This window comes from Streptomyces sp. 2114.4 (assembly GCF_900187385.1).
GTDB classification, from domain to species: domain Bacteria; phylum Actinomycetota; class Actinomycetes; order Streptomycetales; family Streptomycetaceae; genus Streptomyces; species Streptomyces mooreae.
The window spans coordinates 6,968,808-6,993,367 of the sequence record NZ_FYEY01000001.1; the positions used below are offsets into that span (position 1 = coordinate 6,968,808).

The window sequence follows — 24,560 nt, forward strand, 5'->3', positions numbered from 1 at the left end:
CCACATCGACCGATACCGACGTACCGCTACCGACCTGCCGACCTACCGACCTACCGACCTACCGACAGGAAACGCCATGCAGCTCGCGATCCTTCTCTTCGACGGCTTCACCACACTGGACGCCGTCGGCCCCTACGAAACCCTCAGCCGGCTGCCGGGAGCCGAGGCGGTGTTCGTCGGCGAGCGCACCGGCCCGTACCGCAACGAGCTCGGTTCGCTCGGGCTGGTCGCCGACGCCGCGCTGGGCGAGGTCACCGCACCGGACATCCTCGTCGTGCCCGGCGGCCCCGGGCAGCGGGCGCAGATGGCGGACGGCCCGGTGCACGAGTGGATCCGCGCCGTGGACGCCGGCACCACCTGGACCACCTCGGTGTGCACCGGCTCGCTGATCCTGGCCGCCGCGGGCCTCCTCAAGGGCCGCCGGGCGACCTCCCACTGGCTCGCGCTGGACCAGCTCCCGGCGCTGGGGGCCGAGCCGACCGGGGAACGGGTGGTCTTCGACGGCAAGTACGTCACGGCGGCCGGCGTCTCGTCCGGCATCGACATGGGGCTGACGTTGGCCGGCCACATCGCCGGGGACGCCGCGGCCCAGGCGATCCAGCTCGGCATCGAATACGACCCGCAGCCGCCCTACGACGCGGGCTCCCCGGACAAGGCACCGGCCGAGATCACCGCGATGCTGCGGGAGCGCAGCCGGTTCCTGCTTGCCGGGGAGGAGTGAGCAACCGTCCCACGAGGCGTGGGCCCGCCTGAGGCCCGCTCCGGCATCAGCCCGTCGGCCAGGTGAAGCGCGGCGCCCTGCGCTCCAGGAAGGCGGCGGCACCCTCCGCGGTGTCGCCGCTCGCCCGCGCCTGCGCGGCCCAGTGGGCGCCGCGCGCCTCGGCCTCGGCCGGCGGCACGTCCCAGGTCCCGTCGGCCAGCTCCTTCGCCGCGGTCTGCGTCAGCAGCGACCGGCTCGCCAGGACGGCCGAGAACTCCGCCACCCGCTTGTCCAGCGCGCCCTCGGGCAGCACCTCGTCCACCAGGCCCGTCCGCAGCGCCCGTGCGCAGTCGATCAACTCACCCGAGAACAACAGGTACTTGGCGGTGGACAGCCCGGCCAGCCGGACCAGCCGCCGGGTGGCGGCCGCCGGATAGGCGACCGCCAGCTTGGCCGGCGTCACCCCGAACAGTGCGCCCTCCTCCGCGAACCGCAGATCGCAGGCGGCCGCCAACTGGGTGCCGCCGCCCACGCAGTAGCCGCGTATCGCCGCCAGCGTCGGCCCGGGGAACGCCGCCAGCGCCTCCTCGGCCGCCGCCGCCAGGCCCTGCGACTCGCCCGCCGGATCCCGCAGCGACCCGATGTCGGCACCCGCGCAAAACGTCGTGCCCTCGCCGGTCAGCACCAGCGACCGGACCGCGCGGTCGGCCGCCAGCCGCTCCAGCAGCGGCGGCAGGTCCCGCCACATCTGCACGGTCATGGCATTCCGCTTGCCGGTATTGCTGATGGTGACGGTCGCTGTGCCGTCGCTGACATGCGTCTTCAGACCGGGTTCCATGCTCCGGATATTAGAGCGACCACGGCGGACCGGGCGGATACGATCGGCGGCCTGATGTCAGCAACTCTTGTCGCCAAAGACCTCGCCGCCGGCCACGGCGAGCGTGTCCTGTTCTCCGGCCTCGATCTGGTCGTCGCCCCCGGCGATGTGGTCGGCCTCGTCGGCGCCAACGGCGCGGGCAAGTCCACGCTGCTGCGCCTGCTGGCCGGCCTGGACACCCCGGAGGACGGCACGCTCTCCCTCGGCCCGCCCACCGCCACGGTCGGCCACCTCCCCCAGGAGCCCGACCGCCGCCCGGGAGAGACCGTACGCACCTTCTTCGCCCGCCGTACGGGCGTGGCCGACGCCCAGCTCGCCCTGGACACCGCCACCCAGGCGCTGGTCGACGAGCGGCCCGGCGCGGACGACGCCTACGCCACGGCCCTGGAGCGCTGGCTCGCGCTGGGCGCGGCCGACCTCGACGAGCGCGCCGAGGAAACCGCCGGACAGCTCGGCCTGTCCGTCAGCCTCGACCAGCCGATGACCACGCTCTCCGGCGGCCAGGCCGCCCGCGCCTCGCTCGCCTCGCTGCTGCTCTCCCGTTACGACATCTTCCTGCTGGACGAGCCGACCAACGACCTCGACCTGGACGGGCTGCACCGGCTGGAGTCCTTCGTCACGGGGCTGCGCGCCGGCACCGTCCTGGTCAGCCACGACCGCGAGTTCCTGGCCCGCACGGTCACCCGCGTCGTCGAACTCGACCTCGCCCAGCAGCAGGTCAACACCTACGGCGGTGGCTACACCTCCTACCTGGAGGAGCGCGAACGGGCCCGGCGTCATGCGCGGGAGCAGTACGAGGAGTACGCCGACACCAAGGCCTCCCTGGAGACCCGGGCGCACACCCAGCGCAACTGGATGGAGAAGGGCGTCAAGAACGCCCGCCGCAAGGCTCCCGACAACGACAAGATCGGCCGCAAGGCCCGGGTGGAGGCCACCGAGAAGCAGGCCGCCAAGGCCAAGCAGACCCAGCGCCTGATCGAGCGGCTGGAGGTGGTCGAGGAACCGCGCAAGGAGTGGGAGCTGCGGATGGAGATCGCCGCCGCGCCCCGGGCCGGCGCGGTCGTGGCCACCCTGCGCGGTGCCGGCCTGCGGCGCGGCGACTTCCGCTTCGGCCCGGTGGACCTGCAGATCGACTGGGCGGACCGGGTCGCCATCACCGGCCCCAACGGCTCCGGCAAGTCGACCCTGCTCGCCGCCCTGCTCGGCCGGCTCCCGCTGGAGACGGGGCACGCCGCCCTGGGCCCCGGCGTGGTGGTCGGTGAGGTCGACCAGGCGCGCGGCCGGCTCTTCGGCGCGCAGGGGCCGGGCGACCAGGGGCAGGGCGACCAGCCGCTGATGGACGCCTTCCGGGCCTGTGTCCCCGACCTTCCGCCCGCCGATGTCCGTACGTTGCTGGCGAAGTTCGGGCTGAAGGCGGCGCATGTGCTGCGCCCCGCGCGCACCCTGTCGCCGGGGGAGCGGACCCGCGCCGCGCTGGCTCTCCTCCAGGGCCGCGGGGTCAATCTCCTCGTCCTGGACGAGCCGACCAACCACCTCGATCTGCCGGCCATCGAGCAGCTGGAGTCCGCGCTCGCCTCGTACCCCGGCACCCTGCTGCTGGTCACGCACGACCGCCGGATGCTCGAAGCGGTGCACACCACCCGCCGTATCGAGGTCGACGGCGGACGGGTCACCGACCGGGCGGTCTGAGGCCGCGGGCGGATCACCGTGCGATGCGGGCGGTGATCCGCGACCGGCGGGCCCGCGGCACCCGCGATGATTATCGATTTGGCCCTGAGGCGGCCGGCCCGTAGGGTGGTGTTCACCGACGCGGGGTGGAGCAGCTCGGTAGCTCGCTGGGCTCATAACCCAGAGGTCGCAGGTTCAAATCCTGTCCCCGCTACTGAAACAGCGCGGCGGGACCGATGCCCAGGCATAGGTCCCGCCGCGCTGTGCGTTCCGGATGCACTGCCCCGGGGCGCGGATCGTACGGGGGTCACCTCCGGTAAGTCCGCGAACAACCCATAAAAGCAACAGGATCGGTCGCCGGGCCGATCGCCTCATTCGCAATCGGCCATAAGGCGTCGATAAGCGCTGACTTGTGTTCAGCTGGCCGGTCCGGACCAACGCATTCTCAACACTCTTCCTGTGAGGATGCCTTCCGGACCCCCCGCAGAACCCCCCGAAGAGCTGACCTCCCCGCTCGCGTACGAAGGTGTCTGGCGGTTCACCGCCCCGGCACTGGAGTCTTCGGTGCCGCAGGCACGCCACGCGGTCCGGGATCTGCTCGCCGAACAGCGTGTTCCCGTGGCCGCCCAGATCATGGACGGCCTGTTGCTCATCGTCTCCGAACTCGTCACCAACGCCGTCCGGCACGCCGCCCTGCTCTCGCCCCAGATCGCCGTCCAGGTCACCATCGGGGCGAACTGGCTACGGGTAGCGGTCGAGGACAGCCACCCCTACCGCCCCAAGGCACTGGAGGCGGAACAGGGTGACGTCGGCGGCCGCGGCCTGTGGCTCGTCAAGACGCTCACCGCGGAGGCGGGTGGCAAGTGCGATGTCGAGAACACGAGGAACGGCGGCAAGGCCATCTGGGCCGAGCTGCCGCTCACCCCGCTCGCTACCAGCCCGCCGACCCTCCGGTGAGCTCGCGCACCGCCGGCCGCGCCGCGTCCAGCACGGTCATGAACCAGGCGGAGAACGGCGCCTGGGCATGCCGCTCGGCCAGTTCCTCCGGCGTCACGAAGGCGATCTCGCCGATCTCCTCGGGGTCGGGCGCCGGCTCGGCCCGCACCAGCCCGACGAACAGGTGGTTGTACTCCTGCTCGACGAGGCCGGAGGCCGGGTCGGGGTGGTTGTAACGCACGGTGCCCGCCTCCGCCAGCAGGGCGGGCGCCAGGCCCAGCTCCTCCGAGGTCCGCCGGGCCGCGGCCACGAACGGTGCCTCACCGGGATAAGGGTGGCCGCAGCAGGTGTTGGACCACACACCGGGGGAGTGGTACTTCCCCAGCGCCCTGCGCTGCAGCAGCAGCCGCCCCTTCTCGTCGAAGAGGAAGACGGAGAACGCCCGGTGCAACTGCCCGGGAGCCTGGTGGGCCGCGAGCTTTTCCGCGGTGCCGATCGTCGTACCGTCCTCGTCGACCAGCTCCAGCATGATCGGTTCGGCGGCGCCGCCCGGTGTGCTCACCGCCGGGTCCCCGGCGGTCTGTCCGTTGGCAGGTGTGATCGGCATGCCCATCCTTGTCGTCGGTCTTCGACGCCAAGTCTGCCCTAGTCAGGTCCCCATCAGCGGCACAGTGGGTGCGCGGCGCCACATGCCAGCGCGCCGCTCCTTCTGCGCGCCTGGGCGTGAGATGGTCCACACCCCGCTGCCGCGCCCTTCGCCCCCGATACGGGCGGCACGCGCGTCCCGGTGACGGCGGCGCCGGACGCCGGCCACCCCCGGACCTGGGATGGCTCTCGCCACACCGGCCCCGGCACAACTCGCCCGCCCCGTGACCAGCCCGCTCATAACCGGCACCGGAGGGAATGCCAGGTCCGCGGGCCAGTTGTTCATGGGCCACCTGATCCACCATGATGATCGCGGCAGGCGCAGCCGTCGGTCACTCGATCGAGCGGTGAATGCGCGGTGAACGGCCGCATCCGGCGATCCGATAGCCTCTGCCGACGTGCCACCCCAGCCCACCGGGCGCCAGGTGTGCCACGCCCGCTGCCCGGGTAGTTCGTATCGAATGCGGATCGATCACGAACCGTCCGTGCTGCCTTGTCAGCATCCAAGGAGTGAGTTCGACTGTCGACCGCCATCCTCACCGGTCCGCCGGTCGCCGGGTCGCCGCTCGAAGCCGACCTGCGCACGCTGGGCTTTGACGTGCGTATCGCGGACGATGCCGCATCCGCCGCCGAGCTGCTCGCCGCGGTGCCCGCCCAGGAGCGGGTCGCCGTCGTCGACCCCCGCTTCGTCGGCCATCTGCACGCCCTGCGGCTCGCACTGACCGACCCCCGTTTCCCCGCCGCGGCGGTGCCGGGCGCGCTCACCGCGCAGCCCGAGGCGCGCGCCGCGCTGGCCCGCGCGGTCGGCAGGATCCCGGTCGGTGCCGGCACCGCCCACCTCACGGACGTCCTCACCGACACGCTCACCGAATCCCTCGACCGCGAGGTGAGCGGACTGCACCGCGTCGAGCTCGGCAGCCTGGTCGCCACCGTCGCGCTGACCCCGGCACAGCGCGAGGACGCCCGGGAAGCCGTCGCCGCCGTCGACGACGAGGCCGTACGGCTGCGCACCGCCGTGAAGTCCCGTGACGGGTTCTTCACCACCTACTGCATCAGCCCGTACTCCCGCTACCTGGCCCGCTGGTGCGCGCGCCGCGGGCTCACCCCCAACCAGGTCACCACCGCGTCCCTGCTCACCGCGCTGATCGCGGCCGGCTGCGCGGCCACCGGTAGCCGCGGCGGCTTCGTCGTGGCCGGCCTGCTGCTCCTCTTCTCCTTCGTCCTGGACTGCACCGACGGGCAGCTCGCCCGCTACTCCCTGCAGTACTCGACGATGGGCGCCTGGCTGGACGCCACCTTCGACCGGGCCAAGGAGTACGCGTACTACGCGGGCCTGGCGCTGGGCGCGGCGCGCGGCGGGGATGACGTCTGGGCGCTGGCGCTCGGCGCGATGGTCCTGATGACCTGCCGCCATGTCGTCGACTTCTCCTTCAACGAGGCGAACCACGACGCCACGGCCAACACCAGCCCCACCGCCGCGCTCTCCGGCAAGCTCGACAGCGTCGGCTGGACGGTCTGGGTGCGCCGGATGATCGTGCTGCCGATCGGTGAGCGCTGGGCCATGATCGCCGTGCTCACCGCGCTCACCACCCCGCGCATCGTCTTCTACGCCCTGCTCATCGGCTGTGCGCTGGCCGCCTGCTACACCACCGCGGGCCGGGTGCTGCGCTCGCTGACCCGGCGGGCCCGGCGCACCGACCGCGCCGCCCAGGCGCTGGCCGATCTCGCCGACTCCGGGCCGCTCGCCGAGCTGATCGCCGGCCGTGGCCGCGGCCGGGGCCGTACCGGTTCCTTCCTGGCGCCGGTCATGGCGTTCCTCTCAGCCGCCGTGCTGCTGGTCTGGGTGATCTTCCAGGACGACCCGAGGTCCTGGCTCACCGTCGGCGTCGCCGTCTGCTCCGCACTGCTGGCCGGTGCCGCCGTGGCACGGCCGCTCAAGGGCGCCCTCGACTGGCTCGTCCCGCCCTTCTTCCGGGCCGGCGAATACGTCACGATCCTGGTCCTGGCCGCCCGCACAGAGGCGCCCGGAGCCCTTCCCGCGGCGTTCGGGCTGGTCGCGGCGCTCGCCTACCATCACTACGACACGGTCTACCGCATCCGCGGTGGCACCGGAGCCCCGCCGCGGTGGCTCGTCCGGGCGACCGGCGGACATGAGGGACGGATCCTCGTGATCACCGTCCTCGCGGCCGCCCTGTTCGCCACAGATTTCACAATCGCGCTCACGGCCCTTGCTGTGGTCCTGGCGCTGCTGGTGCTCATCGAGAGCATCCGTTTCTGGGTGTCCTCCCAAGCACCCGCCGTACACGATGAAGGAGAACCCGCATGATCGGCCTCGTGCTGGCCGCCGGCGCCGGACGGCGTCTGCGTCCCTACACCGACACTCTGCCCAAGGCCCTGGTGCCGGTCGACGGGGACACCACGATCCTCGACCTGACCCTCGGCAACTTCGCCGAGATCGGCCTGACCGAGGTCGCGATCATCGTCGGCTACCGCAAGGAAGCCGTCTACGAGCGCAAGGAGGCCCTGGAGCAGAAGTACGGCCTCAAGCTCACCCTCATCGACAACGACAAGGCCGAGGAGTGGAACAACGCCTACTCCCTGTGGTGCGGCCGTGACTCGATCAAGCACACCGTGATCCTCGCCAACGGCGACACCGTGCACCCGGTCTCCGTCGAGAAGACCCTGCTCGCCGCCCGCGGCAACGGCCAGAAGATCATCCTCGCGCTGGACACCGTCAAGCAGCTCGCCGACGAGGAGATGAAGGTCGTCGTGGACCCCGCCAAGGGCGTCCAGAAGATCACCAAGCTGATGGACCCGGCCGAGGCGACCGGTGAGTACATCGGCGTCACCCTCATCGAGGGCGAGGCCGCCGACGAGCTGGCCGACGCCCTGAAGACCACCTTCGAGCGGGACCCCGACCTCTACTACGAGGACGGCTACCAGGAGCTCGTCAACCGCGGCTTCAAGGTGGACGTGGCCCCGATCGGCGACGTCAAGTGGGTCGAGATCGACAACCACGACGACCTGGCGAAGGGCCGTGACATCGCATGCCAGTACTGACCCGCCTCATTCCGTCCCCGGTCGTCGTTGACATCAACGCCGGCGCCCTGGACGACCTGGCGGGCCTGCTGGCCGATCAGCGCATCTCCGCGTCGGGCAAGCTCGCCATCGCGATCAGCGGCGGCTCGGGGGCACGGCTGCGCGAGCGGCTGTCCCCCGCGCTGCCCGGCGCCGAGTGGTACGAGGTCGGCGGCGGCACCCTGGACGAAGCGATCAAGCTCGCCGACGCCATGAAGAAGGGGCACTACGACGCGGTCGTGGGCCTCGGCGGCGGCAAGATCATCGACTGCGCCAAGTTCGCCGCGGCCCGCATCGGCCTGCCGCTGGTCGCCGTGGCGACGAACCTGTCGCACGACGGCCTGTGCTCGCCGGTCGCCACCCTCGACAACGACGCGGGCCGCGGCTCCTACGGTGTGCCGAACCCGATCGCCGTGGTGATCGACCTCGACATCATCCGTGAGGCCCCCGTCCGGTTCGTCCGCTCCGGCATCGGCGACGCGATCTCCAACATCTCCGCGGTCGCGGACTGGGAGCTCTCGCACCGCGAGACCGGCGAGGCGATCGACGGACTGGCCGCCGCCATGGCGCGCCAGGCCGGCGAGGCCGTGCTGCGGCACCCCGGCGGGGTCGGCGACGACGCCTTCCTCCAGGTGCTGGCCGAGGGCCTGGTCCTGACCGGCATCTCGATGTCGGTGGCCGGTGACAGCCGTCCGGCGTCCGGCGCCTGCCACGAGATCAACCACGCGCTCGACATCCTCTACCCCAAGCGCGCCGCGAGCCACGGCGAGCAGTGCGGCCTCGCCGCCGCCTTCGCCACGCATCTGCGCGGGGACAAGGAGACCCGTGACCTGATGGTCGAGGTGCTGCGCCGGCACGGCCTGCCGGCCACGCCGGGCGAGATCGGTTTCACGGACGAGGAATTCGTCGCGGCCGTCGAGTACGCACCCAAGACCCGCCCCGGGCGCTACACCATCCTCGAACACCTCGACCTGTCCACCGACCAGATCAGGGACGCCTACGCCGACTATGCACAAGCCATCGGTAGCTGAGCTCCGGCCGGTCGTTCACCCCCCGGGGGTGAAGGACCGGCGGAGCGGCGAGCACTGGGCCGGCCGGCTCTACATGCGCGAGCTCTCGCTGCGCATCGACCGCCACCTGGTGAACACGCGGATCACCCCTAACCAGCTGACCTACGTGATGACCGTGGCCGGCGTCCTCGCCGCACCCGCCCTGCTGGTGCCGGGGATCCCGGGGGCCGTGCTCGGCGTGCTGATGGTCCAGCTCTACCTGCTGCTCGACTGTGTCGACGGTGAGGTCGCCCGCTGGAAGAAGCAGTTCTCCCTGGGCGGGGTGTACCTGGACCGGGTCGGCGCCTACCTGTGCGACGCGGCGGTGCTCGTCGGCTTCGGCCTGCGCGCCGCCGACCTGTGGGGCTCGGGCCGGATCGACTGGCTGTGGGCCTTCCTCGGCACCCTCGCCGCGCTCGGCGCCATCCTGATCAAGGCCGAGACCGACCTCGTCGGTGTCGCCCGTCACCAGGGCGGTCTTCCGCCGGTCAAGGAGACGGCGTCCGAGCCGCGCTCGTCCGGTATGGCGCTGGCCCGCAAGGCGGCCGCGGCGCTGAAGTTCCACCGCCTGGTCCTCGGGGTCGAGGCCTCCCTGCTGATCCTGGTCCTGGCGGTCCTGGACACGGTCAGGGGCGATCTGTTCTTCTCGCGGCTCGGCGTCGCCGTGCTGGCGGGCATCGCGCTCCTGCAGACCCTGCTGCACCTCGTGTCCATCCTCGCCTCCAGCAGGCTCAAGTGACGGGAGCCGGTGTGGGGAGGAGCATGAAGCTCGGTGCGGTTGTCCTGACCATGGGCAACCGCCCCGAGGAACTGCGCGCGCTGCTGGACTCGGTCGCCAAGCAGGAGGGCGACCCGATCGAGATCGCGGTCGTGGGCAACGGTTCGCCGCTGCCCGAGCTTCCCGAGGGCGTACGGACCGTCGAGCTGCCGGAGAACGTCGGCATCCCGGCCGGCCGCAATGTCGGCATCGAGGCGTTCGGCCCCGGCGGCAACGAGGTCGACGTCCTGCTCTTCCTGGACGACGACGGGCTGCTGGCCAGGGAGGACACCGCCGAGCTGTGCCGGGAGGCCTTCGCCGCCGACCCCGATCTCGGGATCATCAGCTTCCGGATCGCCGACCCGGACACGGGGGAGACCCAGCGCCGCCATGTGCCGCGGCTGCGGGCCTCGGACCCCCTGCGCTCGTCGCGGGTCACCACCTTCCTCGGCGGTGCCAACGCGGTCCGTACGCAGGTGTTCGAGGAGGTCGGCGGGCTGCCCGACGACTTCTTCTACGCCCACGAGGAGACCGATCTGGCCTGGCGGGCGCTGGACGCCGGCTGGCAGATCGACTACCGGTCGGACATGGTGCTCTTCCATCCGACGACGGCACCGGCCCGGCATGCGGTCTACCACCGGATGGTGGCCCGTAACCGGGTATGGCTGGCCCGGCGCAACCTTCCCGCCCTGCTGGTTCCGGTCTATCTCGGTGTCTGGTTTCTGCTCACCCTGGCCCGCCGGCCCTCGCGACCGGCGCTACGGGCGTGGCTGGGCGGCTTCAAGGAGGGCTGGGCGACCCCGAGCGGTCCCAGGCGCCCCATGAAGTGGGCTACCGTTTGGCGACTGACCCGACTGGGCCGCCCTCCCGTCATCTGACAAGCTCATCTCTGAGAGCATCAGGCGCGAACCGGGGCGTGGCCCCGGCAGCGCACCTTGAGGACGAAAGTGTCAACTGTGAGCGAGACCACGCACGACGGTGCGGTCGCCATGAGTGCCCCGCCATCTTCCGATGAGGGGCTCACCCCTGCCCAGCGGGCCCAGAAGTACGGGCTCTCGCAGAGCGGGGCCCGTCCCTCGCTGCCGGAGTACGTCCGGCAGCTGTGGGACCGCCGGCATTTCATCTCCGCGTTCGCCAGCGCCAAGCTGACGGCGCAGTACAGCCAGGCCAAGCTGGGCCAGGTCTGGCAGGTGGCCACGCCGCTGCTGAACGCCCTCGTGTACTACTTGATCTTCGGTGTACTGATCGGCACGAGCCGGGGCGTCCCCGACTTCGTCCCGTTCCTGGTGACCGGTGTCTTCATCTTCACCTTCACTCAGAGCTCGGTGATGGCCGGTACCCGGGCGATCTCCGGCAACCTCGGCCTGGTGCGGGCGCTGCACTTCCCGCGGGCCTGTCTGCCGATCTCGTTCTGCCTGATGCAGCTGCAGCAGCTGCTGTTCTCCATGGGCGTGCTGGTGATCATCCTGCTCGGCTTCGGACAGGTCCCGACCTGGTCGTGGCTGCTGGCCTTCCCGGCGCTGACGCTGCAGTTCGTCTTCAACACCGGCCTGGCGATGGTCATGGCGCGGATGGGGGCGAAGACCCCGGACCTGGCGCAGCTGATGCCCTTCATCATGCGGACGTGGATGTACGCGTCCGGCGTGATGTTCAGCATCGACCTGATCCTCAAGGGCAAGCACGTCCCCGCCTTCGTGGAGGTCCTGCTCAACGCCAACCCGGCCGCCGTCTACATCGACCTGATGCGTTTCGCGCTGATCGACAGTTTCACCGCCGCGAAGCTGCCGCCCCATGTGTGGGCGTTCGCCGGCGGCTGGGCGCTGCTGATGGGCGTGATCGGCTTTGTGTACTTCTGGAAGGCTGAGGAGCGGTACGGACGTGGCTGAACAGAAGCACGGCATCGAGCCGACCGAGGCCGCCGAGGCCCGGATCCCGACGGTGATCGCGGACGATCTGCACATCGTCTACCGCGTCTACGGCACCGGCGCGGGCAAGGGCAGCGCCACCGCGGCGCTGAACCGCATCGTGCGCCGCAAGCCCTCCACGGGGGTGCGCGAGGTGCACGCGGTCAAGGGCGTCTCCTTCACCGCCTACCGCGGCGAGTCGATCGGCCTGATCGGCTCCAACGGTTCGGGCAAGTCGACGCTGCTCAAGGCGGTCGCCGGCCTGCTGCCCGCCGAGCGCGGCAAGGTCTACACCCACGGCCAGCCCTCGCTGCTGGGCGTCAACGCGGCCCTGATGAACGACCTGACCGGCGAGAAGAACGTCCTGTTGGGCGGCCTGGCCATGGGCATGAGCCGCGAACAGGTCCGCGAGCGCTACGACGGCATCGTCGACTTCTCCGGCATCAACGAGAAGGGCGACTTCATCTCGCTGCCGATGCGCACCTACTCCTCCGGCATGGCCGCCCGCCTGCGGTTCTCCATCGCCGCGGCCAAGGACCACGACGTCCTGATGATCGACGAGGCCCTGGCCACCGGCGACCGCAGCTTCCAGAAGCGCTCCGAGGCTCGCATCCGCGAACTGCGCAAGGAAGCCGGCACCGTCTTCCTCGTCAGCCACAACAACAAGTCCATCCGCGACACCTGCGACCGGACCCTGTGGCTGGAGCGTGGCGAGCTGCTGATGGACGGCCCGACGGATGAAGTGATCAAGGCGTACGAAAAGGAGACGGGCAAATAGTCCGTCCCGCACCCGAAGGCCTCCGTGAGTCGCCTCGCGGGGGCCTTCGAGCGTGAGGAAAAGGTCAATTCCGTTGACACCTGGAACAGTTCGGGCGTAGTGGGTGTCGGCGGGATGGTTGCCCCGGCCTTCGGTACCCCCTCGGACGCGGGCGAGATGTACGGCGTAAGCTGTACGGGTGCCGAACGGCACAAGTGGGATATGTCGGGCAATGCTCGCCCAAGCGGGTGATGCGGTCTCGATCAGGGCGCGGCGCCGACTGCGGCGTGTCCGGAATGGGATGTTTTGTCTTGGCGGTGTAGAACGGGAGACGTGACGGCAATGGCTACTGGTTCGCTCCGGCACCGAACTGCGCCGGGCAGCCCCCGGTGAGCCGAGACAACGAGCAGGCGCGTCGCGCCTTCCTCCGGAGGGGGGCGGCAGGTGAGGGACGGGAGCAGACGCGCACCGTGCTCGATCAGGCCGCACACGAGAACTTCCCCGTCGCGCCGTTCTTCCTGCCCCGTGCCTGGCGGACCGATCTGATGGCCGTCTACGGCTTCGCCCGGCTCGTCGACGACATCGGCGACGGCGATCTCGCGCCCGGCGGCGGCGATGCCGTACTCCTCGGGCTCGACCGCGCACAGTACGACGACCGGCCCGCGCTGCTGGACGCCCTCGAAGCGGACCTGCGCCGCGTCTTCAGCGACCGCGCCCCCGGCCCCGGGCATCCGCTGCTGCGCCGCCTCGGCCCGACCGTCCGCCGCTGCGGGCTGACCCCCGGGCCTTTCCTCGATCTCATCGAGGCCAACCGGCAGGACCAGCGGGTGAGCCGCTACGCCACCTACGGCGATCTGGCCGCCTACTGCGAGCTGTCCGCCAACCCCGTCGGCCGCCTCGTCCTCGCCCTCACCGGCACCGCGAGCCCCGCCCGCATCCGCCACTCCGACGCGGTCTGCACCGCCCTCCAGATCGTCGAGCACATCCAGGACGTGGCCGAGGACCTGGGGCGCGACCGCATCTACCTGCCGGCCGAGGACAGGAAGCGCTTCGGTGTCGACGAGGCCGATCTGGCCGCGCCGAGCGGGGGCGCATCGGTGCGCGCGCTGATCGCTTACGAGGCCGAACGCGCCCGTGAGCTGCTGCGTGAGGGCACCCCGCTGGTGGGTAGCGTCCACGGCAGACTCAAGCTGCTGCTGGCCGGTTTCGTGGCCGGCGGACGCGCTGCACTCCAGGCGGTCGCGGCCGCCGATTACGACGTACTCCCTGGACCGCCCAAGCCGACCAAGCTCAGCCTGCTGCGCGAGGTAGGGGCGACATTGCGAAGAGAGGGGTGAGTCGGACCGTGGAGGCAACCGCACACGCGTCCGCGCCGGTGCTCGCTGCGTACCGCTACTGCGAGGCCGTCACCGGGCAGCAGGCACGGAACTTCGCCTACGGCATCCGGCTGCTGCCGGCCGACAAGCGGCAGGCCATGTCGGCGCTCTACGCCTTCTCCCGCCGGGTCGACGACATCGGCGACGGCACCCTGGAACCCGCCGCCAAGCAACGCCGCCTGGAGGACACCCGGGCGGTGCTGGCACGCATCAAGGACGGCCGGGTCGACGAGGACGACACCGACCCGGTGGCCGTCGCGCTGGCCGACGCCGCCCGCCGCTTCCCGCTGCCGCTGGACGGTCTCGACGAGCTGATCGACGGCGTGCTGATGGACGTGCGCGGCGAGACCTACGAGACCTGGGACGAGCTGCGGGGGTACTGCCGCTGTGTCGCCGGCGCGATCGGCCGTCTCTCGCTGGGCGTGTTCGGCACCGTACCGGGCGCACCGGACGCCGAGCGCGCCTTCGAGTACGCCGACACCCTCGGACTGGCCCTGCAACTCACCAACATTCTGCGGGATCTTCGCGAGGACGCCGGGAACGGCCGTACGTACCTCCCCGCCGAGGACCTTGCCAAGTTCGGCTGCGCGGCGGGCTTCGAGGGGCCCGTGCCGCCGCCCGGCTCCGACTTCAGCGGCCTGGTGCACTTCGAGGTGCAACGTGCCCGCGCGCTCTTCGCCGAGGGATTCCGGCTGCTGCCGATGCTCGACCGGCGCAGCGGCGCCTGCGTGGCCGCGATGGCCGGCATCTACCACCGGCTGCTGGCCCGGATCGCCGCCGACCCCGAGGCGGTGCTGCGCGGCCGGGTCACCCTGCCCGGCCGCGAGAAGGCCTTCGTCGCGGTGCGCGGGCTCTCCGGGCTCGACGCGCGGGCGATCGGCCGCCGGGAGTCCGTGCGGAGGCGCGGATGATGCGCCGGGCGGCGAACGACAGCGGTGATCCCGCGTCAGTGCGGCGGGCAACCCTCCCGGGGGTGGCTGCGTCCCTCACAGCAGTACGGGGGGAGAGCACATGACATCGGGAGCCAGGCGGCCCGGCCGGCGGCACGACCTGCCGTCCGGCCGTCCCGAAGGGGCGGCGGCGGTGGTGATCGGCGGCGGGCTCGCGGGCACGACCGCGGCGCTCGCGCTGGCCGACGCGGGCCTGCGGGTCACCCTTGTCGAGGGCCGCCCCCGTCTCGGCGGGCTGGTCTTCTCCTTCCGCCGCGAGTCCGGCGTCGGCGAGCTGACCGTCGACAACGGCCAGCATGTCTTCCTGCGCTGCTGCACCGCCTACAGCCGGCTGCTCGAACGGCTCGGCGCCACGCACCTGGTGCCCCTGCAGGACCGGATGGACGTACCCGTCCTCGACGCCGACCGGATGCGGCTCGGCCGGCTGCGCCGCACGGCGCTGCCCGTACCGCTGCACCTCGCCGGGAGCCTGGCCGGCTACCCGCACCTCTCGCCCGCCGAACGCGCCGGGGTCGTCCGCGCCACCCTCGCGCTGAAGGGCCTCGACCCGGCCGACCCCGCCCTGGACCGGCAGGATTTCGGCAGCTGGCTGCGCCGCCACGGCCAGTCCGCCCGCGCCGTCGAGGCGCTGTGGGACCTGGTCGGCATCGCGACACTCAACGCCCGTGCCGAGGACGCCTCGATGGGCCTGGCCGCCAAGGTCTTCAAGACCGGACTGCTGTCCGCCCCCGGTGCCGCGGACATCGGCTGGGCCCGGGTCCCGCTCGGCGACGTCCACGACGACCTCGCCCGCACGGCCCTGGAGAAGGCCGGCGTCCGCATCGCCCTGCGCACCCGCGCCGGGGCCCTCCTGCGTCACGACGACGGCTGGCAGGTCACGGTGGAGAAGGGGCCGCACGAGCGCGAGCAGCTGACCGCGGACACCGTCGTCCTCGCCGTACCCCAGCGCGAGGCACACGCCCTGCTGCCCGGCACGGCACTGGACGGCAAGGACCGGCTGCTGGACATCGGCACCGCCCCCATCCTGAACCTCCATGTCGTCTACGACCGCAAGGTGCTGCGCCGCCCCTTCTTCGCCGCGGTCGGCTCCCCGGTCCAGTGGGTCTTCGACCGCACCCACGCCTCCGGGCTGACGGGCCTGCCCGGCCAGGAGCGCAGCCAGTATCTGGCGGTCTCGCAGTCCGCGGCGCAGGAAGAGATCGACCAGCCGGTCGCCAAGCTCCGCGCCCGCTATCTGCCCGAGCTGGAGCGGCTGCTGCCCGCCGCCCGCGGCGCCAGGATCCACGACTTCTTCGTCACCCGCGAGCGCACCGCGACCTTTGCGCCCGCGCCGGGCGTCGGCAGGCTCCGCCCCGCCGCCCGCACCCAAGCCCCCGGCCTGTTCCTGGCCGGTGCGTGGACCGCCACCGGGTGGCCCGCGACCATGGAAAGCGCTGTTCGCAGCGGCACTGCCGCCGCTCGCGAGGCACTCACCGAACTCGGCTTCCCCCAGGGCCAGTTGCCTCAGGAGGCGGCATGACTACGAGTACGAGCGCTCCCACGAGCACGAGCACCGGAAACAGAGGAGAAACCGTGAACCCGGCTTCCCCAGCTATCGACACCGAGAGCGTCACCGCGCTGCTGGAGCGCGGGCGGACACTCGCCACTCCCGTGCTGCGTGCCGCCGTGGACCGGCTCGCTCCTCCCATGGACACCGTCGCCGCCTACCACTTCGGATGGATCGACGCCGAGGGCCGCCCCACCACGGGCGACAGCGGCAAGGCCGTACGGCCCGCGCTCGCCCTGCTGTCGGCCGAGGCCGCCGGCGCGGCCCCCGAGACCGGCATCCCCGGCGCGGTCGCCGTCGAGCTGGTGCACAACTTCTCGCTGCTGCACGACGACCTCATGGACGGCGACGAGCAGCGCAGGCACCGCGACACCGTCTGGAAGGTACACGGGCCCGCACAGGCCATCCTCGTCGGTGACGCGCTGTTCGCCCTCGCCAACGAAATACTGCTGGAGCTCGGCACGGTCGACGCCGGCCGGGCCACCCGCCGGCTCACCCAGGCCTCCCGCAAACTGATCGACGGTCAGGCCCAGGACATTTCCTACGAGCACCGCGAGCGGGTCACCGTCGAGGAGTGCCTGGAGATGGAGGGCAACAAGACCGGCGCGCTGCTGGCCTGCGCCGTCTCCATCGGTGCGGTCCTCGGTGGTGCCGACGACCGCACCGCGGACACCCTCGAGCGGTACGGCTACCACCTCGGCCTCGCCTTCCAGGCCGTCGACGATCTGCTCGGCATCTGGGGCGACCCGGACGCCACCGGCAAGCGGCCCTGGAGCGACCTGCGCCAGCGCAAGAAGTCGCTGCCGGTCGTCGCCGCGCTGGCCGCCGAGGGCCCGGCCGCCGAGCGTCTCGCCCGCATCCTCGCCGACGACGCGAAGAAGAGCGAGACCGAGATCGCCGACTTCACCGAGGAGGAGTTCGCCTCCCGCGCGGCCCTCATCGAGGAGGCCGGCGGCCGCGAGTGGACCTCCCAGGAGGCGCGCCGCCAGCACGCCACCGCCATTGCCGCCCTGAACGAGATCGAGATGCCGGAAAAGGTCCGTGCACAGCTCGTCGCACTCGCGGACTTCGTCGTTGTCCGGGAGAGATGAGCACCAGCTCCACCGAATAGATCGCAGTCGCCGGCCGGCGCCAGCCAGGCGCCGGCCGACGGAATCCCTGAGCACGCTTTGCACAGTTCACTGCAGAAGGGGAAGCCATGACAGCGACGACCGACGGAAGCACCGGGGCGCTGCCGCCCCGGGCCCCCTCGGCCAGCGATGCCACCGCTGAGACAACCGCAACAGCCACGCCCACGCGCACCGCCGCGGCGCAGGACACGGCGGAAGCCGCCCGGCGCGCGACCGCCCGCGCCACGGAGTATCTGCTCTCCGTGCAGGACCCCGCCGGATGGTGGAAGGGCGACCTCGAGACCAACGTCACGATGGACGCCGAAGACCTGCTGCTCCGTCAGTTCCTGGGTATCCAGGACCCGGAGATCACCGAGGCCGCGGCCCGCCACATCCGCGGCCGGCAGCACGCGGACGGCACCTGGGCCACCTTCCACGGCGGGCCCGGTGAACTCTCCACCACCGTCGAGGCCTATGTCGCCCTGCGCCTCGCCGGGGACGACCCCGACGCCCCGCACCTGGCCAAGGCCTCCGCATGGGTCCGCGAACAGGGCGGAGTCGCCGCGGCCCGGGTCTTCACCCGCATCTGGCTGGCGCTCTTCGGCTGGTGGAAATGGGACGACCTGCCCCAACTCCCGCCGGAGCTGATCTACTTCCCCTCGTGGTTCCCGCTCAACATCTATGACTTCGGATGCTGGGCGCGGCAGACCATCGTGCCGCTGACGATCGTCTCGGCGAAGCGCCCGGTGCGCCCGGCGCCGTTCGGCCTCGACGAGCTGCACACCGATCCGCGCCGGCCCAACCCGCCGCGGCCGCTCGCCCCCGCCACCACGTGGGACGGGCTCTTCCAGCGCCTGGACAAGGCGCTGCACCTCTACCACAAGGTCGCCCTGCGCAAGCTGCGCGGCGCCGCGATGCGCTCCGCCGCCCGCTGGATCATCGAGCGGCAGGAGAACGACGGCTGCTGGGGCGGCATCCAGCCCCCCGCCGTCTACTCCGTCATCGCCCTGCACCTCCTCGGCTACGACCTCGACCACCCGGTGCTGCGCGCCGGCCTGGCCTCCCTCGACCGTTTCGCCGTCTGGCGCGAGGACGGTCCCGCCGGCCCCACCCGGATGATCGAGGCCTGCCAGTCCCCGGTCTGGGACACCTGCCTGGCCACCATCGCGCTCGCCGACGCCGGACTGCCCGCCGACCATCCGCAGCTGGTCAAGGCCGTCGACTGGATGCTCGCCGAGCAGATCCGCCGGCCCGGTGACTGGAGCGTGAAGCGGCCCCAACTCCCCTCCGGCGGCTGGGCTTTCGAGTTCGAGAACGACAACTACCCGGACATCGACGACACCGCCGAGGTGGTGCTCGCGCTGCGCCGGGTCGAGCACCCCGATCCGCAGCGGGTCGCCGCCGCGGTGGACCGCGCGGTGCGCTGGAACTTCGGGATGCAGTCCAAGGGCGGGGGCTGGGGCGCCTTCGACGTCGACAACACCAGCCCGTTCCCCAACCGGCTGCCGTTCTGCGACTTCGGGGAGGTCATCGACCCGCCGTCGGCCGATGTCACCGCCCATGTCGTCGAGATGCTGGCCGATGTCGGCCACACCCACGACCCGCGCACCCGCCGCGGCATCGCCTGGCTGCTGGCCGAACAGGAGCCCAGCGGCGCCTGGTTCGGCCGCTGGGGCACCAACTACCTCTACGGCACGGGCTCGGCGCTCCCCGCGCTCGCCGCGGCCGGAATCCCCGCCTCGCACCCCGCGGTGCGCAGGGCGGTGCGCTGGCTGGAGCAGGTGCAGAACGAGGACGGCGGCTGGGGCGAGGACCAGCGCTCCTACCAGGACAAGGAGAAGTGGGCCGGACGCGGCGCCTCGACCGCCTCACAGACCGCCTGGGCGCTGATGGCGCTGCTCGCGGCCGGGGAGCGGGACAGCGAGGCGGTACGGCGCGGAGTGCGCTGGCTGACCGCGACCCAGCGCGAGGACGGGTCCTGGGACGAGCCGTACTTCACCGGCACGGGCTTCCCCTGGGACTTCTCCATCAACTATCACCTCTACCGCCAGGTCTTCCCGCTGACCGCCCTGGGCCGCTACCTGGGCGGGGGACCGGCCGCCGCACCGGTGAGGGCCTGATGCCCCGCCCCCCGGCGGACGCGGGCCCGCCCCTGCTGGTCGCCTGTGCGCTCGGCATCGAGCGGTTCGCGCTGCGCGGCGGTTTCCGCGGGGGAGCGGCGCCAGGGGGCGGGCCGGAGCTGGTCACGCTCCGTACCGGCATGGGTCCCCAGGCGGCCGAACGCGCCCTCGTCCGTGCGCTGCGTGCGGGCGCGGTCACCGAGGGTTCTCCCGTCGTGGCCAGCGGTTTCTGCGCCGGCCTCGCTCCCGGGATGCGCCCCGGGGACGTGGTCGTCGCCGAGGCCACCCGCGATCACCATGCGGATGCGCCGGAAACGCTCTGCCACGACAACGGCCCGCTGCTCCGGGCCCTGCGGCAGCGCGGACTGACCGTGCACACCGGGCTGCTGCGCGGCTCCGACCACGTCGTACGCGGCGCGGAGCGGGCCGCGCTGCATGCCGCGGGTGCGGTCGCGGTGGACATGGAATCCGCCGTGACCCTCCGGGTGGCCCGGCGCGCCGGCATCCGTCCGGTTGCGGCCGTCCGGGTGGTCGTGGACGCTCCAGAACATGAACTCGTACGCATCGGCACGGTGCGCGGTGGAATATCGGCCTTCCGCGTGCTGCGCTCCGTACTTCCTGTTTTCTTCGAATGGCACCGTTCTTTGCTGCTCCCCTGGAGGTGAGCCAGATGGCCATGCCGCTCCGTCAGTCCATCCGGGTCGGGACCTATCTTTTTGAACAGAAGATGATCCGCCGGCGGGAGAAGTTCCCGCTCATTGTCGAGCTGGAACCGCTCTTCGCGTGCAATCTGAAATGCGAGGGCTGTGGGAAGATCCAGCATCCGGCGGGCGTGCTCAAACAGCGTATGCCGGTGGCGCAGGCGGTCGGTGCGGTGCTGGAGTCCGGCGCCCCGATGGTCTCCATTGCCGGTGGCGAGCCGTTGATGCACCCGCAGATCGACGAGATCGTGCGGCAGTTGGTGGCCAAACGGAAGTATGTCTTCCTGTGCACCAACGCGATGTTGCTGCGCAAGAAGATGGAGAACTTCACCCCCTCGCCGTATTTCGCCTTCGCCGTGCACATCGACGGCATGCGCGAGCGGCACGATGAATCCGTCGCGAAGGAAGGCGTGTTCGACGAGGCGGTGGCAGCGATCAAGGAGGCCAAGCGGTGCGGTTTCCGGGTCACCACCAACTCCACCTTCTTCAACACCGACACCCCGCAGACCATCATCGAGGTCCTCAATTTCCTCAATGACGACCTGCAGGTCGACGAAATGATGCTGTCGCCCGCCTACGCCTACGAGAAGGCCCCCGACCAGGAGCACTTCCTCGGTGTGGAGCAGACCCGTGAGCTGTTCAAGAAGGCCTTCGCCGGCGGCAACCGGCGCCGCTGGCGGCTCAACCACAGCCCGCTCTTCCTGGACTTCCTGGAGGGCAAGGCGGACTTCCCGTGCACGGCGTGGGCGATCCCCAACTACTCGCTCTTCGGCTGGCAGCGCCCCTGTTACCTCATGAGCGACGGGTACGTCCCCACCTACCGGGAGCTCATCGAGGAGACCGACTGGGACAAGTACGGCCGCGGCAAGGACCCGCGCTGCGCCAACTGCATGGCGCACTGCGGCTACGAGCCGACCGCCGTCCTCGCCACCATGGGGTCGCTGAAGGAATCCCTCCGGGCGGCCAAGGAGACCGTCGCGGGCAACCGCGGGTGACCGTTGACCCGCGGTGAGCCGCGCCCGGCCGCCCCGTCGTCCCGGTCCGGCCCGGCTCCTGCGCCGCATGGCGGCACGAGCCGGGCCGGCCGGTCCCTGTCAGCCGAACCGGAGGGGGAGCGCACATGACGATGCTGGAGAAGATCCGGCAGCCACACCACCTCAAGGCGCTCCCCGCCGAGCGCCTTGACGGACTCGCCGAGGAGATCCGGCACTTCCTCGTGCACGCCGTCGCCCGTACCGGCGGCCACCTGGGGCCCAACCTGGGCGTGGTCGAGCTGACCATCGCCCTGCACCGGGTCTTCGACTCACCCGCCGACCGCATCCTGTGGGACACCGGCCACCAGGCCTACGTACACAAACTCCTGACCGGTCGACAGGACTTCTCCAAGCTGCGGGCCAAGGGCGGCCTGTCCGGCTATCCCTCGCGCGCCGAGTCCGCGCACGACGTCATCGAGAACAGCCATGCCTCGACGGTGCTGGGCTGGGCCGACGGCCTGGCCAAGGCACGGCAGGTGCGGGGCGGCACCGACCATGTGGTGGCCGTCATCGGGGATGGCGCGCTCACCGGCGGGATGGCCTGGGAAGCCCTCAACAACATCGCCGCCGCCAAGGACCGCCCGCTCGTCATCGTCGTCAACGACAACGAGCGCTCCTACGCCCCGACCATCGGCGGCCTCGCCAACCATCTCGCCACCCTGCGCACCACCGACGGCTACGAGAAATTCCTGGCCTGGGGCAAGGACGTGCTCCAGCGCACCCCGGTCGTCGGAGCTCCGCTCTACGGCTCCCTGCACGGCGCCAAGAAGGGCTTCAAGGACGCCTTCGCGCCCCAGGGCCTGTTCGAGGACCTGGGGCTGAAGTACCTCGGACCGATCGACGGCCATGACATCGCGGCCGTCGAATCGGCGCTGCGCCGCGCGAAGGGCTTCCACGGCCCGGTCCTGGTGCACTGCCTCACCGAGAAGGGCCGCGGCTGCCGGCCCGCCCTGGAGGACGAGGCCGACCACTTCCACACGGTCGGTGCGATGGACCCCCTGACCTGCGCACCCGTCACCCCGGCGGCCCGGCCGTCCTGGACCTCCGTCTTCGGCGACGAGATGGTCCGTATCGGCGCCGAACGTGCCGACGTCGTCGCCCTCACCGCGGCGATGCTGCAGCCGGTCGGGCTCGGGAAGTTCGCCGCGGCCTACCCCGACCGGGTGTGGGACGTGGGCATCGCCGAACAGCATGCGGTGGTGTCGGCGGCGGGGCTGGCCACCGGCGGTCTGCACCCCGTCGTCGCGGTCTACGCCACCTTCCTCAACCGGGCCTTCGACCAGGTGCTGATGGATGTGGCGCTGCACCGGTGCGGCGTCACCTTCGTGCTGGACCGGGCCGGTGTCACCGGCACCGACGGCGCCTCCCACAACGGCATGTGGGACATGTCGATCCTGCAGGTCGTCCCCGGCCTGCGGATCGCCGCACCGCGCGACGCCGACCAGCTCCGCGCCCAGCTGCGCGAAGCGCTGGACGTGGCCGACGCACCGACCGTCGTCCGCTTCCCCAAGGAACCGGTGGACGATCCGGTCCCGGCCGTGGACCGGATCGGCGGTGTCGATGTCCTCCACCGGGCGCCGCATCCCGACGTCCTGCTGGTCGCGGTCGGCGCGCTGGCTCCGGCCTGTCTGCGGGTCGCCGAACTGCTCACGGCACGCGGCGTCGATACGACCGTCATCGATCCACGGTGGGTCAAACCGGTCGACGACGCCGTCCCCCGGCTCGCCGCGGACCACGCCATGGTGGTGGTCGTCGAGGACAACTGCCGGACCGGAGGCGTGGGCTGGGCGGTCGGCCAGGCGCTGCGGGACGCCGGTGTGGACGTGCCGCTGCGGACCTTCGGCATCCCCGAGCAGTTCTTGGCACACGCCAAGCGCGGTGAGCTGCTGGCCGACCTCGGCCTCACCCCGGCCGAGATCGCCGGCCGGATCAGCGCCGCGCTGGCCCGTAAGGAGAGCCACGCGTGACCGGATTCGATCTCACCGAACTGCTCGCCGCACGCGGCGGCGAGCGCTACGACCTGCATGTGCGCCACCTCAACCACCAGCTCCCGCGCATGCTGCACACCATCGGCTTCGACAAGGTCTACGAGCGGGCCGAAGGCGCCTACTTCTGGGACGCCGACGGCCAGGACTACCTGGACATGCTCGCCGGATTCGGGGTGATGGGCCTCGGCCGGCACCACCCCGTCGTCCGCAAGGCGCTGCACGACGTCCTGGACGCCCAGCTCGCCGATCTCACGCGCTTCGACTGCCAGCCGCTGCCCGGCCTGCTCGCCGAGAAACTGCTGACCTGCGCGCCCCACCTGGACCGGGTCTTCTTCGGCAACAGCGGCACCGAAGCCGTCGAGACCGCCCTGAAGTTCGCCCGCTACGCCACCGGCAGACCCCGCATCCTCTACTGCACCCATGCCTTCCACGGCCTGACCACCGGCTCCCTCTCCGTCAACGGCGAGGACGGCTTCCGGGACGGCTTCGCCCCGCTGCTGCCGGACACCGCCATCGAGATGGGGGATCTGGACGCACTGGCGCGGGAGCTGAAGCGCGGCGATGTGGCGGGGTTCGTGGTCGAACCGATCCAGGGCAAGGGCGTCCACCCGGCCCCGCCCGGATTCCTGCGCGCCGCACAGGAGCTGCTGCACCGGCACAAGGCCCTGCTGATCGCCGACGAGGTGCAGACCGGCCTCGGCCGCACCGGCGACTTCTTCGCCTACCAGCACGAGGACGGCGTCGAGCCGGATCTGGTGTGTGTGGCCAAGGCGCTGTCCGGCGGCTACGTCCCCGTGGGGGCGACCCTCGGCAAGGACTGGATCTTCAAGAAGGTCTACTCGTCCATGGACCGGGTGCTGGTGCACTCCGCCAGCTTCGGCGCCAATGCCCAGGCGATGGCGGCCGGTCTGGCGGTGCTCTCGGTGATGGAGGACGAGCAGATCGTCGCGGGCGCCCGGCGCACCGGCGAGCTGCTGCGCACCCGCCTCGCCGCGCTGGTCGACACATACGAGCTGCTGCACGACGTACGGGGCCGCGGCCTGATGATCGGCATCGAGTTCGGCCGCCCCACCTCGCTCGGCCTGCGCAGCCGCTGGACGATGCTGCAGGCGGCCCGCAAGGGGCTGTTCGCGCAGATGGTCGTCGTGCCGCTGCTGCAGCGCCACCGCATCCTGACCCAGGTCTCCGGCGACCACCTCGAAGTCATCAAGCTGATCCCGCCGCTGATCATCGGCGAACGCGAAGTCGACCGCTTCGTCGAGGCGTTCACGGCCGTCATGGACGATGCCCACTCAGGCGGCGGCCTGATGTGGGACTTCGGCCGGACGCTGGTCAAGGCGCACCTCGGTCGCCGCGAGTAGGCCG

Annotated in this window: 21 protein-coding genes and 1 tRNA gene; 20 read left to right on the forward strand and 2 right to left on the reverse strand. The window is 71.3% G+C overall.

What is annotated here, in order from left to right:
- Nucleotides 1–76: 76 nt before the first annotated feature.
- Nucleotides 77–721 carry a DJ-1/PfpI family protein gene (locus tag CFW40_RS30760; protein WP_088801047.1) on the forward strand — a complete coding sequence of 215 codons (645 nt, stop codon included), beginning with the start codon at nt 77–79 and terminating at the stop codon, nt 719–721.
- A 46-nt stretch (nt 722–767) separates the two neighbouring features.
- Here CFW40_RS30760 and CFW40_RS30765 read toward each other — a convergent pair whose 3' ends face one another.
- On the reverse strand, nt 768–1,538 hold the full coding sequence (locus tag CFW40_RS30765) for an enoyl-CoA hydratase/isomerase family protein (RefSeq protein WP_088801048.1): 771 nt from the start codon (nt 1,536–1,538) through the stop codon (nt 768–770).
- Between the two features lie 54 nt (nt 1,539–1,592).
- Here CFW40_RS30765 and CFW40_RS30770 point away from each other — a divergent pair, with 54 nt between their 5' ends.
- From CFW40_RS30770 to CFW40_RS30780, 3 genes are all read left to right on the forward strand, one after another.
- Nucleotides 1,593–3,266: an ABC-F family ATP-binding cassette domain-containing protein gene (locus tag CFW40_RS30770; RefSeq protein ID WP_088801049.1), complete on the forward strand. Its 1,674-nt coding sequence runs from the start codon at nt 1,593–1,595 to the stop codon at nt 3,264–3,266.
- A gap of 119 nt (nt 3,267–3,385) precedes the next feature.
- Nucleotides 3,386–3,459, forward strand: a tRNA-Met gene (locus CFW40_RS30775).
- 251 nt (nt 3,460–3,710) lie between these two features.
- Nucleotides 3,711–4,202, forward strand: a complete 492-nt coding sequence (locus CFW40_RS30780) for an ATP-binding protein (protein WP_088801050.1) — start codon at nt 3,711–3,713, stop codon at nt 4,200–4,202.
- Here CFW40_RS30780 and idi read toward each other — a convergent pair.
- Nucleotides 4,177–4,788, reverse strand: coding sequence for an isopentenyl-diphosphate Delta-isomerase (gene idi / locus CFW40_RS30785; RefSeq protein ID WP_088801051.1), 612 nt, complete (start codon nt 4,786–4,788; stop codon nt 4,177–4,179). The genes CFW40_RS30780 and idi overlap by 26 nt on opposite strands.
- A 558-nt stretch (nt 4,789–5,346) precedes the next feature.
- On the opposite strand from idi, the gene CFW40_RS30790 reads away from it, so the two are divergent.
- From CFW40_RS30790 to CFW40_RS30865, 16 genes are all read left to right on the forward strand, one after another.
- Nucleotides 5,347–7,152 (forward strand): DUF5941 domain-containing protein, encoded by a 1,806-nt coding sequence (locus CFW40_RS30790; protein ID WP_088801052.1) that lies wholly within the window; start codon nt 5,347–5,349, stop codon nt 7,150–7,152.
- Nucleotides 7,149–7,886 carry a sugar phosphate nucleotidyltransferase gene (locus tag CFW40_RS30795; RefSeq protein WP_069570960.1) on the forward strand — a complete coding sequence of 246 codons (738 nt, stop codon included), beginning with the start codon at nt 7,149–7,151 and terminating at the stop codon, nt 7,884–7,886. The genes CFW40_RS30790 and CFW40_RS30795 overlap by 4 nt, the downstream gene beginning before the upstream one ends.
- A complete protein-coding gene (locus CFW40_RS30800) occupies nt 7,874–8,935 on the forward strand; it encodes an iron-containing alcohol dehydrogenase family protein (RefSeq protein WP_088801053.1) in 1,062 nt (353 codons plus the stop codon). The genes CFW40_RS30795 and CFW40_RS30800 overlap by 13 nt, the downstream gene beginning before the upstream one ends.
- Nucleotides 8,913–9,692, forward strand: a complete 780-nt coding sequence (locus CFW40_RS30805; protein WP_088801054.1) for a CDP-alcohol phosphatidyltransferase family protein — start codon at nt 8,913–8,915, stop codon at nt 9,690–9,692. Before CFW40_RS30800 ends, CFW40_RS30805 begins: the two co-directional genes overlap by 23 nt.
- A gap of 23 nt (nt 9,693–9,715) precedes the next feature.
- Nucleotides 9,716–10,588, forward strand: a complete 873-nt coding sequence (locus tag CFW40_RS30810; protein ID WP_088801055.1) for a glycosyltransferase family 2 protein — start codon at nt 9,716–9,718, stop codon at nt 10,586–10,588.
- Nucleotides 10,589–10,666: 78 nt separating this feature from the next.
- Complete coding sequence (locus tag CFW40_RS30815; RefSeq protein ID WP_088801056.1) at nt 10,667–11,596, forward strand: ABC transporter permease; 930 nt, start codon at nt 10,667–10,669, stop codon at nt 11,594–11,596.
- Entirely contained in the window at nt 11,589–12,392 is an 804-nt protein-coding gene (locus CFW40_RS30820) for an ABC transporter ATP-binding protein (protein ID WP_088801057.1), read from the forward strand. Before CFW40_RS30815 ends, CFW40_RS30820 begins: the two co-directional genes overlap by 8 nt.
- A gap of 449 nt (nt 12,393–12,841) precedes the next feature.
- The gene (gene hpnC / locus CFW40_RS30825) at nt 12,842–13,708 is read left to right on the forward strand and encodes a squalene synthase HpnC (protein ID WP_088801058.1); all 867 of its coding nucleotides are present in this window, start codon (nt 12,842–12,844) and stop codon (nt 13,706–13,708) included.
- A complete protein-coding gene (hpnD, locus tag CFW40_RS30830) occupies nt 13,705–14,658 on the forward strand; it encodes a presqualene diphosphate synthase HpnD (RefSeq protein WP_088801059.1) in 954 nt (317 codons plus the stop codon). Before hpnC ends, hpnD begins: the two co-directional genes overlap by 4 nt.
- Before the next feature lie 100 nt (nt 14,659–14,758).
- Entirely contained in the window at nt 14,759–16,216 is a 1,458-nt protein-coding gene (gene hpnE / locus CFW40_RS30835) for a hydroxysqualene dehydroxylase HpnE (RefSeq protein WP_371127055.1), read from the forward strand.
- 53 nt (nt 16,217–16,269) lie between these two features.
- The gene (locus CFW40_RS30840) at nt 16,270–17,334 is read left to right on the forward strand and encodes a polyprenyl synthetase family protein (protein ID WP_176956330.1); all 1,065 of its coding nucleotides are present in this window, start codon (nt 16,270–16,272) and stop codon (nt 17,332–17,334) included.
- A gap of 107 nt (nt 17,335–17,441) precedes the next feature.
- On the forward strand, nt 17,442–19,472 hold the full coding sequence (gene shc, locus CFW40_RS30845) for a squalene--hopene cyclase (protein ID WP_088801061.1): 2,031 nt from the start codon (nt 17,442–17,444) through the stop codon (nt 19,470–19,472).
- The gene (locus tag CFW40_RS30850; protein ID WP_088801062.1) at nt 19,472–20,137 is read left to right on the forward strand and encodes a 1-hydroxy-2-methyl-2-butenyl 4-diphosphate reductase; all 666 of its coding nucleotides are present in this window, start codon (nt 19,472–19,474) and stop codon (nt 20,135–20,137) included. Before shc ends, CFW40_RS30850 begins: the two co-directional genes overlap by 1 nt.
- Before the next feature lie 5 nt (nt 20,138–20,142).
- The gene (gene hpnH / locus CFW40_RS30855; protein ID WP_088801063.1) at nt 20,143–21,168 is read left to right on the forward strand and encodes an adenosyl-hopene transferase HpnH; all 1,026 of its coding nucleotides are present in this window, start codon (nt 20,143–20,145) and stop codon (nt 21,166–21,168) included.
- Between the two features lie 125 nt (nt 21,169–21,293).
- Nucleotides 21,294–23,174: a 1-deoxy-D-xylulose-5-phosphate synthase gene (gene dxs, locus CFW40_RS30860; RefSeq protein ID WP_088801064.1), complete on the forward strand. Its 1,881-nt coding sequence runs from the start codon at nt 21,294–21,296 to the stop codon at nt 23,172–23,174.
- Entirely contained in the window at nt 23,171–24,556 is a 1,386-nt protein-coding gene (locus CFW40_RS30865) for an aspartate aminotransferase family protein (protein WP_088801065.1), read from the forward strand. The genes dxs and CFW40_RS30865 overlap by 4 nt, the downstream gene beginning before the upstream one ends.
- The last annotated feature ends 4 nt before the right edge of the window (nt 24,557–24,560 follow it).